Raw genomic sequence first — 15,053 nt, 5'->3', positions numbered from 1 at the left:
GACAACCCTCCTCGTGTTGCCCCCGACGGTGGACCGTTCGTCTTTTCGTCAGTGAAAGATTGGGCGGTGCACGGACTGGCTCAGCGCGAGCGAGCCCGCTCGCCCGGGGCCGCGATATCGACCCAGCGGCGCTCTTCGGCTGCCACGACGGCCGCCTCGACCGCGCCGTGAACGTGGAGTGCCTGCGCAAAATCGGGCGCGGCGACCGCCTTGCCGTTGATCGCATCGCGCATTCGGGCAAAAATCGAAGCAAGAGCCAGCAGCCCCGTTTCGGGGCGGTCGGCGACCGCGCGGCACCCCGGAACGGCCAGAAATTCCGGTTCGATCGGGATGCCATCGAGGGCGATGCCGCCGAGCCCTGCATCCTTTGTGCCGAACAACTGGGTATCGTGTGCCATCGGGAAGACCGGCGCGCGCGCTTCAAGCCGTCCTTTCGATCCCCAGGCCGAGAAGCGAAAGCCATCACCGCCGATCTTGCACCAGTTAGCTTCCAGACGCGTGGGGATTCCGGACGCATGTCGCAGGAGCAATGACGCCCGGTCGGGGACTTCTGGATGAACTGTCCCATCGCCGAGCGGCCATGCCTTGAGTGCGAGCGACTGGTCGGCGGCGAGGGACGCGACGGGGCCGAAGAAATGCACGAGCAGGTGCAGCAAATGGCTTCCAAGATTGCGCGCGGCGCTCGCACCATTCGACGGATCAGCGAACCAGACATAGCCCGGGACATTGGTCTGCGCCGCGCTGAAAAGCGGCGCCTCGAACGCGGCTTCGGCTCCAAAGACCTCGCCGACCCAGCCCGCGTCGATCATTGCCTTCATCTGGACCATCGCGGGGACCGCCTGCATGAAAGCGTCGACGAGGGCGATCGTGCCCGTTTGCTGCCAGACATCGGTCATCGCTTCAGCGTCGGCCATATCCTTCGCGAAGGGAATACCATTATAGACATGCTTGCCCGATGCGAGCGCTGCCATCACCATCGCGTAGCGCAGCGGCGGACGCGTTCCGCAATCGACGATGTCGATATCGGGATCCCTCGCCAACGCGCGAAAATCGTGAAAGGCGCGCGCGACCTTGAAATCCTCGGCTGCCCTCGCTGCCGTCTCGGGCCGCGACGTGCAGATCGCCGTCACCTCCACCCCTTCAAGGCTTCGCCAAGCAGGAAGATGCGCTCTTGCGCCCCACGCGGCGCTGATGATGCCGACGCGAAGGGGAGGGGTGCTCATGCGTCTATTTCCTTCAGGCGATCGCCTTCTTGTTCTTCAATTCCTCAATGCGGTCCCAATCGAGGCCGAGTTCCATCAGGACAAGTTCGGTATGCTCGGAGGCTTCGGGTGCGCGGGTGTTCTCGACGCCTTCGTGATTGAACTGAACCGGGTTCGCCACCAGCCGGATTGGCGGGCCGCCATCGGCGCTCTCGACTTCGAAGATCAGATCGTTCGCCAGCACTTGTTCGTCGCTCGCAACGTCATGAACCGACTGATAGGCAGCCCATTGTCCCTTCATCGTCTTGAGATGCTGCGTCCAGTAATCGAAGGGTTTCGATGCGATCGCCTGTTTGACAAGCGGATAGGCTTCCGCTGCATTCGCCATGATCGCCTCGGCGGTCGAAAAGCGTTCGTCCTTCGCGGCCTCGGGAATGCCGAGATGGCTGAACACATCTTCGATATAGGGGCCTGGCGAGAGCACGGTCAGGTTGATGAACTTGCCATCGGAGGTCCTGAAGACGCCCATGAAGGGATTTGTCCCAACCGCCTGGCCGCTTCCCGGCATGAGGTTTTCAAAGGGGTCGGTGCCCAGTTCCATCGCCACATCGATCGAACAGGCGGTCGCCCAGACGCCGGACGACAGGAGGGACACGTCGACCTCGGTGGCCTCGCCGGTGCGCTCGCGGTGGAACAGCGCTGCTGCGATGCCGCCGGCTATATTCATCCCGCCGATCGTGTCGCCATAGGCCGGGCCCGGCTGGGTGAGCGGTCCCTCGAGCGCCTTCGGGGTCACGAGCACCGCTGATCCGCCGCGCGCCCAATAGGCGGTGCTGTCGAAGCCGCCCTTGTCACGTTCGGGGCCCTTGTCGCCAAAGGCGCTGCCGCGCACATAGATGATGTTCGGGTTGGCGGCGCGGATATGTTCAACGTCGATCATGAGCTTCTGCCTTGCCGAGGGGAGGTAGTTCGTGAGGAACACATCGGCGGTCTTCGCGATCTCGTAGAGCAGCTCGCGGCCTTCCTCGGTGGAGATATCGATCCCGACGCTGCGCTTGCCGCGGTTCGGGTGCTGCATGAGCGAGGAGCGCTGCGGATTGACCGCAAGCCGCTGCAGCATCTGGATGCCGCGCTGCGCGTCGCCGCGCACCGGATGCTCGATCTTGATCACGTCGGCGCCCCAGTCGGTCATCACGCCGCCCGCGGCGGGCACGAAGGTGAACTGTGCTACTTCGAGGACGCGAATGCCCTCCATGACCTTTGTCATCGCCGTCTCTCCCTGTCAGTCCTATTCGGCGTGGAAACTGATCACCTTTTGATAGGTGAATTCATTGAGGCCATCCTCGCCATATTCGCGGCCGTAGCCTGATCGCTTGATGCCGCCGAAAGGCGCGTCGGACTGCATCGTCCCGGCGCCGCCGTTGATCGACACGCCGCCTGTGCGGATCTTGAGGGCCATGCGATAGGCCTCCCCCGCGTCGGCTGAATAGATTGCGCCCGAGAGGCCGAATTCGCTGGCGTTTGCCATTTCGATCGCTTCGGCATCGTCCTCGAACCCGATCACCACGCCAATCGGACCGAACACTTCTTCCTGCGCGATGCGGCTTTCGTTCTTCACATTGTCGAAGAGCGTCGGCTCGTAATAATAGCCCTTGTCGAGGCCCTCCGGCCGTTTGCCGCCCGCAACGAGGGTTGCGCCTTCGTCCTGGGCGATCGCGACATAATCCTCGGTCCGCTTGCGCGCGACTTCTCGGATCAGCGGGCCGTAGTTGACACTGGGATCAGCAGGATTGCCGATCTTGAGATGTCCGAGCATCGCCTTCATCGCTTCGACGAACTGCGGGCGGATGCTGTTGTGGACGATATGGCGCGTGGTGAGAGCGCAGCCCTGGCCGCTGTGCGTCGTGAAACCCATGATCCCCGCTGCGGCGGCCTTGCCGATATCGGCATCGGCGCGAACGATGAGCGCCGACTTGCCTCCAAGCTCCATCACGATGCGTTTCAGTGTTGGCGCCGCCTGCGCCTGGATCATCGATCCCACCTTGTCCGATCCGGTAAAGTGAACGAGGTCGACGCGCGGGTCGGTAGTCAGCAGCTTTCCGGTATCCACATCCCCAGTGACGATGCTCAGCACCCCTTTGGGCAGCCCGACCTCATCGGCGATCTCGCCAAGGATCAAGGCCTGCATTGGTGTGTAGGGGGATGGCTTCAGCACGACGGTACAACCGACCGCGAGGGCGGGGATGACCTTGCCGATGTTAAGGAAAAACGGGAAATTATAAGGGGATATTGCCGCTACGACCCCGACGGGCTCGCGGCTTACGACCCCCGTGCCGAGCGTCGTGCGGCCCTGCGCGTTGGGGGTCAGTTCGACCGGCAGCGAGGTCACCGGTGCGCGCGCAGCAAGCTCGACCGTGCGCCGCGCATGTTTCATCGGAATGCCATATTGGAGGAAGTCGGCAAGCATGCGCGTCGCGCCCGCCTCGGCCACGATCATGTCGACGATTTCGGTCTTGCGGCCTTCAACTGCGTTGAGGAAGCGGGTGAGCACGGCCTGACGCTCGGCCACCGGAAGTTGCGGCCAGTCTCCCTTGTCAAACGCGGTGCGCGCTGCCCCGATCGCAGCCTCTACCTGGGCAGAGCTCCCGACAGGAGCTTCGATGAGGAGGCTTTCGTCTGCGGGGTTGATCACGGCCTCGCGCTGGTCGGTCTTCTGCCATTCGCCGCCGACATAGATGGCGTCGTCATATTTCAAATATGCCATAGGATAGTCCTCAAGAAGCGGCCCCGGTGTCCCAGACGATCGGCAGGTTGCGGATCGAGAGCAGGCTGGGAACAACGGTCGTGTCGGCGCCTTGCTTGACACGGAAAGGCTGGGGGATGCGGTCGAACCATTCGTCGAGCAGAACGCGCAATTCGCGCCGCGCGAGATGCGCGCCGAGGCAGATGTGCACGCCGCCGGCAAGGGTGAAGTGGCGGTTGTTCTTGCGCGCCGGGTTGAATTGGTGCGGGCATTCGAACTGCTGCTCGTCGAAATTGCCCGAGGTGTTGAACACGGTGACCCAGTCGCCCGCCTTGATTTCGACGCCGTGCCACTCGAAGTCGCGTTTCACCTTCCGGCCCGAATTGACGAGCGGCTGGGTGCGCAGGAACTCCTCGACCGCCGAGTTGATGAGGCCCTTGTTGGTGCGGATCTCTGCCTGAAGCTCGGGGTGCATCGCAAGGCGGCGAAACATTTGGCTGACTGTCGATGCAACGGTGTCGAGGCCGCCGAGCCACAAGAACCAGGTCATTCCGATAATTTCATCATCGGTGAGCTTGCGGCCGTCGACTGAACCATTCGCAATATAGCTGCCGAGCGCATCGTCGGGAGCCGCTTGCTTCTCAGCGATAAAACCACGCAAATAGGCCAGCACGCCGCGCAGCGCGTTGGCCTTCTTTTCCAGATCCTCCTCGTGAAGGATGTTCCACTCCCAGTCGAGGAATTGCTCGAACATGGTGAAGGGGAAGCCCATGAGATCGAGGAAGACGCGGACCGGAAAAACGCGCCCGAAATCATAGGCGATGTCGACTTCGCCCCTGGTCGCGAACTGGTCGATCATGCTGCCGATGATTTCGCGGATGCGCGGCTCGCGCTCGTTCATCGCGACGGGCGTGAACCATGGATTGAGAAACTTGCGGTACTTGCCATGGTCGGGTGGGTCGATGCCGAGCGGGATCGAGGGGAATGTTTCTCCCGCCAGCAGCTGGAACTGTGCCACCCCTTCGGTCGAGAAGAGATCGTTGTCCTCGTAGACGCGGCGAATGTCCTCATAGCGCGTGACGACCCATGCGCCGTGGCGGTTTCCGCTGATCGGCCAGGGATAGTAATGGATGCGCGGAAACCCGTCTCCTCGCACCACATCGACGGGGCGATAGGGTTCGATCAGATCGTTGGGGACAATGCCCGCGGCAAACCGCGTGTCGAGCACCAGCTCGGGCGGCACATGCGCGGGGGCCGGCGGGGCATCGGCCCCCGCCCGGGCGACCGGGCACCGTTCAGCAAGACTTGTCATGGCTCAGGCCGACGCGAACATGCGTTCGATGTCGCCCGAAGTGACCGGGCGGCGGGCCTTTCCAACGGCATCCATGCTGTCGGCCTTGAGCCCCCCCAGATTGTGCCGGGGGCTGACATCGACGTCTTTGCCAAGTTCGCGCAGATGCCCGACCGTGCAATTTTCGCGTCCGCCGTTCAGCGTAAAGGCGTCAAAGCAATATTCACGCATGACATTGAGGTGGGTGATCTTGTCGATCGTCTCCTTTTGAAGCCCATTGACCGACGCCCAGAGATATTCAGGCACATTGGGCCACACCGTATCCGAGTGCGGATAGTCGCACTCATAGGCGACCATGTCCTCGTTCATATATTCAAGATTTTTCACACCGAACTGGTCGTCGATGAAGCAGCAGATGATATGGCGCTTGAAGAGATCTGATGGGCGCTCACCCTTGAAGTCGGTGAAGGTCCACTCGTGGTGATGCTCGTGCGTGAAGTCGGCCCGCTCGAGAAAATAGGGTATCCATCCGATTCCGCCTTCGGACAAGGCCATGCGCAGATCCGGATACCTCTGCCAGAAGGTGGCAAAGGTCCAGTCGGCAGCCGAATTGGCGATCGAGATCGGCATGGCGGTGATCCACGCATCGATCGGGCTCTCGCTCGAGGGGTGCATCGCGCGGGCGCCAGTGCCGATATGGCAGTTGATCACCATCTTGTAGTCGCTGCAGGCTTTCCAGAAGGGTTCCCAATATTCATTGTGGATGCTCGGCAGGCCGATATTCGCCGGATTGTCGGAGAAGCTCACGGCATGGACGCCGAGATCGCTCATCCGCTTCAGTTCGGCGAGCGTGTCGTCCATGTTCCACATCGGAATGAGGCACATGGGAATGAAGCGGCCTGGCGCTGCTGCACACCACTCCTGCACATGCCAGTCGTTCCAGGCCCGGCAAGCGAGCAAGGCCTCTTCGGGGTCCTTTTGCGCCATTCCGACAAATGTTCCCCCGGCGAAGCTTGGCATAGTGGGAAAGTTGAGTGAAGCGAGGACGCCATTTGCGTTCATGTCGTCGACGCGCAGCTTGGGATCATAGGTTCCTGGACGGAGCTGATCGAAGGCACTGGGCTCCATGCCATATTCACTGCGCGGGCGGCCAACGACCGCGTTGAGGCCGATCGTTGGGAAACGCTGCCCGTTCCAGAGCCAGATGTCCTTGCCATTCTCCCGCACGATACGCGGTGCGCGGTCTTTCTTGCCTTCGGGATAGTGGCGGATGAACGCCTCGGGCGGCTCAATCGCGTGATCGTCGACGCTGATAATGATCATGTCGTCCATCTGCATGGCGACTCTCCTCTCATGTCATTCTCGTTGCACACATCATCCTAAAAATTGACGATGTGTCAACTCTTGGATTATGACGTAGTTACATAAGTGGGGGAGGCATATGGCCGCGCGGACACTGCCGGTAATCGACCGGGACAATGAAGCCTATTGGACATGGGGGAGCGAGGGAAAGCTCGCGATCTATCGCTGCGGGTCCTGCAAGTATTTTGTTCATCCGCCGCTTCCCTTTTGTCCCCGATGCGAAAGCCGCGATGTTGCCCCGCAAGCCGTTTCGGGCCGCGGCAGGGTCGTGACCTTTACGGTCAATCACAAGGCCTGGGTGCCGGGCCTTGCGGTGCCCTATGTTCTCGCGCTCGTTGCCATTGAGGAACAGGACGATGTTCGCCTCGCCTGCAATATCATCGGCTGCCCGCCAGACTCCGTCGCGTTCGGCATGGAGGTCGAGGTCGAATTTGTGCAGGCAGAGGACATCTTTGTGCCCCTCTTTCGCCCGGTGCGCGCATGAGCGGCTTTGCTGAGAAGAATACCGCGATCACCGGGGTCGGCATGTCCGAGGTGTCGCGAGGAGCTACCAAGTCTGCGCTCGCGCTCACCGTCGATGCAGCGCTCGAGGCGATTGCCGATGCCGGCCTCACCCGCGCCGACATCGACGGGCTCGCGACATGGCCAGGCGAGCGCGCCGACGGCTCGGGCTTTTCGCCAGTTGGCTGCGCTGCTCTCCAGGATGCTCTGCGGCTCGAGCTTGGCTGGTACAGCGGCGGGGGTGAGGCACCGGGGCAATATGGCGCGGTTTTCAACGCGGTAGGCGCAATCGCGGCTGGGCTATGCCGCAATGTGCTGATCTTCCGTACCATGTATGAAGCGACCGCGCGCAAGACCGCTTACGCCAATTCGCTGCTACGCGAGGGCCAGCGGCAGGCCGGACCCTTCGCCTGGTACGCGCCCTATTATACCTACGCAGCGGCGCTCCAGCAGGCGCTCTACTTCAACCTTTATGTCCACAAGAGCGGTATAAAGGCTGAACAGGTGGGACAGATCGCCGTCAACCAGCGCCGCAACGCCGCCTTCAACCCCAATGCGATCTACAAGGCACCGATCACTATCGATGATTATCTCGCCTCGCCGCTGATCGCGACACCGTTGCGGCTCTACGACTGCGACGTGCCAATCGATGGTGCGGCGGCGATTATCGTGTCGCGGATGGATGTTGCGCGCTCGCTCAGGAATCCGCCGATCCGCATTGAGGCGATCGGCTCGTCGATGCAGTACCGCAACAGCTGGACGCAGCTTGCCGAACTCGACACGCAGGCGCAGCCGAAGGTCGCTGAAATGATGTGGGGCCGAACCGACCTCAAACCTGCCGACGTCGATATCGCGCAGCTCTACGATGGTTTCAGTTTTCATACGATCAACTGGCTCGAGAATTTCGGCTTTTGCGAGCGCTATGGCGCAAAAGACTTCATCGAGGGAGGAAAGCGGATAGCGCTCGACGGCGAACTTCCCGTCAATACCGGTGGCGGCGCCTTGTCGGCGGGACGGCTCCATGCCTATGGCGCGGTACACGAGGCCTGCACGCAGCTCTGGGGCCGGGCCGGCGAGCGGCAGGTGGCGGGCACCCCGCAGGTCTGCGCGACGTCGACGTCGGGAGGCCCGCTTGCGGGAGCAATGCTGCTCGTGCGCGACTAGGCCTGCCAGACGATCCGACCGCCGATCAACGTGAGATCGACCGTCCCGAGCGCGTCGGGAGCCTCCGGCCAGTCGTAGAGGATGAGGTCGGCGGCCGATCCCACGGCAAGCGGTGCCCCCTGATAGAGCGCGAGCGCGGCCTGGCGGCCGATCGCTTCGCTCGGTCCGATCGGGTGCCCGCCACGGGTCAGGCGGTTCGTCGCGGCCCGCAGGGCCACCCAGGGATCAAGATCGCCATAGGGGGCGTCCGATCCTCCGCGGACCTCAGCGCCACCGCGCAGCAGGGATCCGAGCCGGTACAGGTCGTCAAGCTCATAGGCGGGGAGCTGCTCCCGGTAGCGGTCGCCGCGGTCGTGAATGAAGTTCGGCTGCGTGACGACGATCAGCCCCGCCGCGGCAATGTCGGGGATGAGGCTTTCGGCAATCATTCCGCCATGCTCGATACGGTCGCCCGCGCGCGCGCCTCCCGCGATTGCCAGCGCTTCAAGATAGAAGAGAAGCTCGCCCAGGGTGACGCAATGCGCTGCGACCGCGCGACCGAGCTGGCGGGCTGCGGTAATCCTCGAGGCGACGGCGGCAATCGGCGGCAAATCATCTTCATCGAGGAGGAGTTTGACCGGCCCGAGGGTGTAGGCGTCGCCCGGCGCAAGCGCTTCTCTCCCCATGATCGTGAGGCGCTGCGGCACGGAGCCTGCGAGAAGCAGGGCGTCCTCGGCGCCGTTGGACGCGCCCGCGTCGGTGACTGCGGTGATCCCCGTTTGGGCGAGCCGCTCGCCGAGGCGTGCGAGCGAGGGCAGCGCTCCACCGATTCGCTCGCGAAGCCAGGCATCGCCGCGCCGGATTCGCCCGTTCGGCTGACCGTCGGGCCCAAGTTCGACGCACGCAGGAAAAGGGACATCGCCAAGCTCTTCGAGCCCGGGGCTGTTCAGGATCCAGTAGCGGCCGGTGCGATCCTGCAGGCGCAGCGGCCGGTCGGGCAGCCACGCATCGAGAAGCCTGCGATCGGGCAGTCCTGCCGAGCGCTCATCATAGCCGACTGCGCGTACCCATTTGCCTTTCTGTCTCGGCTGGGCACGCAGCTTTGCAATGATCGCGTCGGCGTGGAGGAGGCCTGATAGATCGACCGACTCAAGCCGCGCCGCGGTCGCCAGGAGATGCATATGGTGATCGTGAAAACCCGGTCCGACGGTTCGGCCGCGCGCGTCGAACTCGGGTCCGGCGGCGGCCTCGATTGTTCCCAGCGCCGCGATCCGTCCGCCGCGCACCGCGACCGCGAGCGGGCGGCCTTCAGCGTCCCGGGCGTTGCGGATGACGAGGTCGAACGCTGCGCTCATGCGATCGCCTCTGCAAAGCGGGCGGCGGATCCGGCAAGCGGCACGTCGAGCAATCCGCAGCGGTCCTCGGCCAGCGCCTCGAGCGCAAGAATCGCCGCGGTCATTCCCGTCAGCGGGTCGGCGAGCGCATCGCCCATGAAGGAAGGCCCGGCGCCGCGCCATTCGACCAGTCCGCCGGCGGCTGCGCAATCATCGCCAAATCCGACGCGCATCGCGGCTGGCCCGCGCCAGCCATGCGCGGTGACCGCAATCCAAAGGAGGCCCGGGTTGCGCGCGAACACGGTCGCTTCATCAAGGCCCAAATGCGCCAATGCGTGTGGCCGCGCGCTCGTTACCAGCACGCGTGCCCGGCTGACCGCCGCCATCAGCCTCGGATTTTCGAGCGCCATCGTCACCCGCCGCTTCGCGCCGTTGATCCGCGCATCGAGTGCGGGCGTATGGCGAGCTGTGGGGTCGGGACGGGCAGGGCTTTCGATCTTCACGACGTCAAATCCCGCTTCGGCGAGCAGCCCGGCGCAATAGGGGCCGGCCCACAGCGCCGAAAGATCGATGACCTTGTTCCCTCCGCCGCCGCCGAGCGATAGCTGTGCCTGCGGCAGGTGACGCGTCTCTCCGACGACAGCGACGGGAAGATGAAGGGCGATGGCGGCAGCGGCCATCTCTTCCGCGCTGCGGCGGGCCGCGGCGGCGATCACGGCGTCCCACGGGTGGGTATCAAACGAAGCACCGGTCCACGCCGGAACGAGATCGCGGTCATCGTCCCGCGCGAGCGAGACTGCGATCCACCCATCGCGGCATGCGATCAGCCGGCTGTTCCGGTTCGGGGACCATAGCCCGGGCTTGCCAAGGCTGAGGTCCTCGCTGCGCGACAAGGCGCGCGGGACGTCAAAATCGATCTTTCCGCGCGAAGCCTCGACCAACCGATCACCCGCCGCAGCCACGGCTTCGAGCAGCACCGTCACGCTCGCGCCTCGATTTCATGCACAAGACCCCATTGGTGAGCGACCCGGGTGCCTAAGCGCTGACCTGAAAGCAGCATCCAAAAGGTGCGATGCCGCCCGATAGCGCGCGGCACGGTTGCGGTGCCTCCCGCGCCTGGAACGAGTCCCATCGAGAGCTCAGGAAGCTGAAACCAGGCGCCAGGCGCAGCGATACGCCTGTGGGCGGCTGCAGCAACTTCCAATCCCGAACCGATGCAGGCGCCATGGAGACGGACGCGTGCCCGTTCGCGAAGGGCGTCGAGTGCCCGCGCGCAGCTATGCAGCACCCGCACCGCATGCGCTTCTGCAAGGTCGCTCGCGCGTCCAAACTCGAAGAGTGCGCCGCCGGTCGAGAAGCAGCGCCCGCTGCCCTGCAAGGTGACACTTGGCTGGGTTGGATCATCGAGGGCATTGGCGAGCGCTTCATAAAGTGCGTCGCGCATCCTTGCAGTCATCGCGTTGCGGGTGGCAGGATCATTGAGGGTCAGCGTCAGATGATCGTCCCGCCGATCGGCGGCAACGGGCTCATCAGGCGGCGGCGTCTCGCCCGATGGGGAGGCGCTTTGCCTCCAGCGCCTAAACTCGTCTCCACCAAGCAGGGCGGAGTAAGCGAGGGATTCTGCGATCAGAGCGTCGTCGAGCGACAGGCGCTCGGTCAGCCGCAAGAGCTGAGCGGCGATCGTGGCGGCGAGGGGAGTGGCGCGCACCGCATCGGCGAGCACGTCCGCGGCGGCCTCGACCGCAAGGTGACCGGCGCAAACCCATGGCCGCGGCGGATTGGATGCGGCCGTCAGAAGCAGATCGAAGTCGTCGATGGAAACCTCGGGAAGGGCGCCGCCGCGATCGATGCCGATCACCGCCGCCTGGATCGGCACGGCGGGTCGCGTCCACGAGGCTGCCTCCACAACCAGGACCGGCTCGCCGCCTGGGGCGGAAAGGCGGTCGGCGTCGAGATGGTCGGCGGCAGTCATCGCGCCTTCCTATCCGGCGCAGACCTCTTTCGCCAGTTCGGCCTTGAGGACGCGGCGGAGCAGCTTTCCGGTTTCGTTATAAGGCAGCTCGTCGCGGACGAACCATTGTTCCGGCGTCTTGGTCGACCGGAGCCGTTCGCGGATGACCGATGCCATTTTGTCGGTGTCGGGCGATCCTGATCGCGACACAATGACCGCAATGACCTTTTCGCCCCATTGCGAGCAAGGAACGCCGAGCACTGCGCAATCGGCGATATCGTCGAACGTCCGCAGCACATCCTCGATCTCGCCCGGCGAGATATTCTCACCGCCGCGCACGATGACATCGTCGAGGCGTCCCTCAACGAACAGGTAGCCGCCTCCGTCGAGCCAGCCCGCGTCATTGGTTGCGAACCAGCCGTCGTCGCCAATCGCCTTCTTGTGCAGATACTCGCCCGATACCTGCTCGCCGCGCACATAGATTTCGCCATGTTCACCGACAGCGCAGGGCGACCCGTCCTCGCGGCGAATTTCAAGTTCGACGCTGGGCAGCGGCCGTCCTACTGACGCGATACGCCGCCTGACGGCGGGGTCGGATGATGCAAAAGCGGCCCTGTGATCCTCGGCACCGAGCAGTGCGATGGTCGAGCTGGTTTCGGTGAGGCCGTAAGCATTGACGAAATCGACATGTGGCAGCCGGGCGAGCGCGCGCGCGATCACCGGTTCAGGCATCTTTCCGCCACCATAGGACAAGGCGCGAAGCGCCGGCAGCGTCTCGCCCGTCTTCTCCATCACATCGAGAATTCGCCCGAGCATGGTCGGCACCACCATGGCATGGGTGATTTTTTCCGCCGCGGCCACTCTCACCCAGTCCTCGGCGGTGAAGGCAGGCAGATAGACGATCCGGCGCCCCCCATAGGCTGCGGTGAGGATCGCCGAAACACCTGCGATATGATAGGCTGGAACGCTGATCAGCGCCGTTTCGTCTTCGCTCGCCCCGAGGAACTCCACGGTCGACATCACGTAGGAAGTCAAATTGGCGTGACGCAGGACCGCGGCCTTTGGTTCGCCTGTCGTGCCGCTGGTGAAAAGCAGGACGGCGATATCGTTATCGGTCTCGGTAAGTTCAGCCGGTTCGGGGGCAGCGCTGCGCAGAAATTCCTCCTCGAACGCGCTGCGCGCGACCAGCGCAACACCCTCGACGGGGTCGATGCGCGGCAACATGTCGTCGTCCGCGATCAGCACCGCGGGGGCACTGCGGGCGACGAGCCTGTTGAGATCGGCGTCGGCCAGACGGTAGTTGAGCGGCACGAAAGCCGTTCCGGCCATGCCGCTTGCAAAGAGCAGGACGGGCAGGGCGTCGCCGTTCATGCCCAAAAAGGCGGTGTTGGGCATCCCTTTGGACGAAAGCCAAGCTGCGACGCGGCTCGCGCGGGCGCGATAGGTTCCAAAATCCTGGACTTGCTTCCCGGCTCCGAGGGCGTGACGCTCTGGGCAGGCGTCTGCTGCAATGTCGAGCAAAAGCGGCGTGCGCATGGTTCAGATCAGTCCGAGGCTGGAAGCGGCTTGGCGCCCTTCACCGTCATCGCGATGCCATTGAACGCGAGCGATCCCTTTCCTGCCTTTGCGCCAAGAACCTCAAGCCCCGTCTCTTCGTCGACATAGCGCTTGCCGATCGCCACGCCGTCGGAGAAATCGGGGCTGACGTCACCTGTCGGGGCTGCGCCATCGTCGATGGGGAGAACGGGAACTCCGCCGCATTGAAGCTCGCCGGCGACCTTTGGGGGGCGCACGACGACTAGCTGCGCATCGCACACCGCACTTTTCCAGCGAGAACCCGGTTTAAGGTCCATTGTCTTTCGATCCTTTCCCATTGCCTGTTGGGCGTGCCGTCGTCTCGGCATGGGAAAGCCATTATGTCAATCGACATAGAAAGTAAACGTAGTTATACAACTCGGCACAGAAAATGGGGAGAGGCATGTATCCACGCCATTTCGCGCGAACCGCGCCCGATCGCGCGGCCATTATCATGGCAGCCAACGGTAGTGCGACGAGCTACGCGTCACTCGAAGCGGCAGCGAACCGCGGTGCCCACCTCTTCCGCTCGCTTGGGATGGCGACGGGAGACACGATTGCGATCTGGCTCAAGAATTGTCCCGAATATTATATCCTTTACTGGGCAGCGCAGCGCGCGGGGCTCTATATTTGCCCGATCTCGACCCAGCTCACGGCTGAAGAGGCCGCCTATATCCTGGCCGATAGCGGCTCGCGCCTCCTCATCACCCATGCCGAGGTCCCTGCCGCTGCGACGCTCTTGCGCGAACGGGCTGAGCGCGCGCCCCATGTCGAGACAATTTTCGACATCGGCTCAGCGCTTGAGGGCGCACGTTCATGGTCGCTTGCGGCCGAGAGCCAGTCCGCTGAACCGATCGGCGACGAAACGGCGGGATATCACCTCGTTTATTCCTCCGGAACGACGGGCCGGCCGAAGGGAATCCGGCTGCCGCTGAGCGGCGAGCCAGCCGACGCACCGCATATGCTGGCCGACCGAATATCGGGGCGCTACGGGGTCGGCGAAGGAAGCGTGATGCTTTCGCCAGCACCGCTCTATCACACTGCACCGCTTGTATATGGCATGGCGGCGCACCGTCTGGGGGCGAGCCTTGTCGTCATGGAGCGCTTCGACGCCGAGACCGTCCTGCGCCTTGTGGAACTCTACGGCGTAACCTTCATGCAGATGGTTCCGACGATGTTTGTGCGGATGCTCGCGCTGCCAGAGGATGTGCGTTCGCGTTACGATTTGTCCTCGCTTCAAAAGATCGTCCATGCCGCGGCGCCGTGCCCGGTCGAGATCAAGCGCCGGATGATTGAATGGCTCGGACCTATCATCTATGAATATTATGGCGGATCGGAAGGCAATGGGTCGACCTTCATCACGCCGCAGGAGTGGCTCGAGCGCCCCGGGTCGGTCGGGCGTGCCGATTGGGGAACGCTGCACATCTGCGACGAGGAGGGCAAAGAGGTGCCGGCCGGCACCGACGGCCTCGTCTATTTCGAGGGTGGCTGGGATTTCCAGTATCTCAACGATCCCGCAAAGACGCGCGAGGCCCGTCATCCCGCGCATCCTGGCTGGAGCACGCTTGGTGATATCGGGCATGTCGATGCGGAGGGATATCTCTACCTTACTGACCGCAAGAGTTTCATGATCATCTCGGGCGGAGTGAACATCTATCCGCAGGAGATCGAAAATCTGCTGATCCTGCATCCATCGGTCGCAGATGTGGCGGTCGTCGGCGTTCCGCACCCTGAAATGGGGGAGGAAGTGAAGGCGGTCGTCCAGCCCCGCTCATGGGAGGAAGCCGGGCCCGAACTTGAGGCGCGTCTCCTTGAGTATTGCCGAGCCCGCCTCAGCCACGTCAAATGTCCGCGGTCGGTCGATTTCGACCGCGCGCTGCCGCGCCATGACACTGGCAAGCTCTATAAACAGGAAATCCGGCGCCGCTACTGGCCGTGACTTGCCGGGTAA

13 protein-coding genes are annotated in these 15,053 nt (G+C 63.4%); 3 read left to right on the top strand and 10 right to left on the bottom strand.

The window, feature by feature from the left end; translation table 11 throughout:
- Positions 1 to 80: 80 nt before the first annotated feature.
- From LH20_RS12815 to LH20_RS12795, 5 genes are read right to left on the bottom strand one after another with little or no spacing between them, the layout of a single operon-like run.
- Positions 81 to 1,223 carry a Gfo/Idh/MocA family protein gene (locus LH20_RS12815; protein ID WP_053554533.1) on the bottom strand — a complete coding sequence of 381 codons (1,143 nt, stop codon included), beginning with the start codon at positions 1,221 to 1,223 and terminating at the stop codon, positions 81 to 83.
- Between the two features lie 13 nt (positions 1,224 to 1,236).
- The gene (locus LH20_RS12810; RefSeq protein ID WP_200905373.1) at positions 1,237 to 2,469 is read right to left on the bottom strand and encodes a CaiB/BaiF CoA transferase family protein; all 1,233 of its coding nucleotides are present in this window, start codon (positions 2,467 to 2,469) and stop codon (positions 1,237 to 1,239) included.
- 21 nt (positions 2,470 to 2,490) lie between these two features.
- On the bottom strand, positions 2,491 to 3,966 hold the full coding sequence (locus LH20_RS12805; RefSeq protein ID WP_053554532.1) for an aldehyde dehydrogenase family protein: 1,476 nt from the start codon (positions 3,964 to 3,966) through the stop codon (positions 2,491 to 2,493).
- 10 nt (positions 3,967 to 3,976) lie between these two features.
- Complete coding sequence (locus LH20_RS12800; RefSeq protein WP_053554531.1) at positions 3,977 to 5,257, bottom strand: cytochrome P450; 1,281 nt, start codon at positions 5,255 to 5,257, stop codon at positions 3,977 to 3,979.
- A gap of 3 nt (positions 5,258 to 5,260) precedes the next feature.
- On the bottom strand, positions 5,261 to 6,574 hold the full coding sequence (locus LH20_RS12795; RefSeq protein WP_053554530.1) for an amidohydrolase family protein: 1,314 nt from the start codon (positions 6,572 to 6,574) through the stop codon (positions 5,261 to 5,263).
- Positions 6,575 to 6,677: 103 nt separating this feature from the next.
- Here LH20_RS12795 and LH20_RS12790 point away from each other — a divergent pair, with 103 nt between their 5' ends.
- Both LH20_RS12790 and LH20_RS12785 read left to right on the top strand, forming a co-directional pair.
- A complete protein-coding gene (locus LH20_RS12790) occupies positions 6,678 to 7,082 on the top strand; it encodes a Zn-ribbon domain-containing OB-fold protein (RefSeq protein ID WP_053554529.1) in 405 nt (134 codons plus the stop codon).
- A complete protein-coding gene (locus LH20_RS12785; RefSeq protein WP_053554528.1) occupies positions 7,079 to 8,263 on the top strand; it encodes a thiolase family protein in 1,185 nt (394 codons plus the stop codon). The genes LH20_RS12790 and LH20_RS12785 overlap by 4 nt, the downstream gene beginning before the upstream one ends.
- Here LH20_RS12785 and LH20_RS12780 read toward each other — a convergent pair.
- The 5 genes from LH20_RS12780 to LH20_RS12760 are packed head-to-tail and all read right to left on the bottom strand — an operon-like array spanning position 8,260 to position 13,380.
- On the bottom strand, positions 8,260 to 9,597 hold the full coding sequence (locus LH20_RS12780) for an amidohydrolase (RefSeq protein WP_053554527.1): 1,338 nt from the start codon (positions 9,595 to 9,597) through the stop codon (positions 8,260 to 8,262). The genes LH20_RS12785 and LH20_RS12780 overlap by 4 nt on opposite strands.
- The gene (locus LH20_RS12775) at positions 9,594 to 10,559 is read right to left on the bottom strand and encodes a CoA transferase (protein ID WP_053554526.1); all 966 of its coding nucleotides are present in this window, start codon (positions 10,557 to 10,559) and stop codon (positions 9,594 to 9,596) included. Before LH20_RS12775 ends, LH20_RS12780 begins: the two co-directional genes overlap by 4 nt.
- Complete coding sequence (locus LH20_RS12770) at positions 10,556 to 11,548, bottom strand: enoyl-CoA hydratase/isomerase family protein (RefSeq protein WP_053554525.1); 993 nt, start codon at positions 11,546 to 11,548, stop codon at positions 10,556 to 10,558. Before LH20_RS12770 ends, LH20_RS12775 begins: the two co-directional genes overlap by 4 nt.
- A 9-nt stretch (positions 11,549 to 11,557) precedes the next feature.
- Complete coding sequence (locus tag LH20_RS12765) at positions 11,558 to 13,063, bottom strand: class I adenylate-forming enzyme family protein (RefSeq protein ID WP_053554524.1); 1,506 nt, start codon at positions 13,061 to 13,063, stop codon at positions 11,558 to 11,560.
- Between the two features lie 8 nt (positions 13,064 to 13,071).
- A complete protein-coding gene (locus tag LH20_RS12760) occupies positions 13,072 to 13,380 on the bottom strand; it encodes a hypothetical protein (RefSeq protein WP_083455400.1) in 309 nt (102 codons plus the stop codon).
- A 176-nt stretch (positions 13,381 to 13,556) separates the two neighbouring features.
- On the opposite strand from LH20_RS12760, the gene LH20_RS12755 reads away from it, so the two are divergent.
- Positions 13,557 to 15,041 (top strand): acyl-CoA synthetase, encoded by a 1,485-nt coding sequence (locus LH20_RS12755; protein WP_235526971.1) that lies wholly within the window; start codon positions 13,557 to 13,559, stop codon positions 15,039 to 15,041.
- The last annotated feature ends 12 nt before the right edge of the window (positions 15,042 to 15,053 follow it).

Origin of the sequence: Sphingopyxis sp. 113P3 (assembly GCF_001278035.1) — a bacterium.
Taxonomy (GTDB): domain Bacteria; phylum Pseudomonadota; class Alphaproteobacteria; order Sphingomonadales; family Sphingomonadaceae; genus Sphingopyxis.
The sequence above is the reverse complement of the archived record's forward strand: the minus strand, read 5'-3'. Positions and strand labels throughout refer to the sequence as shown.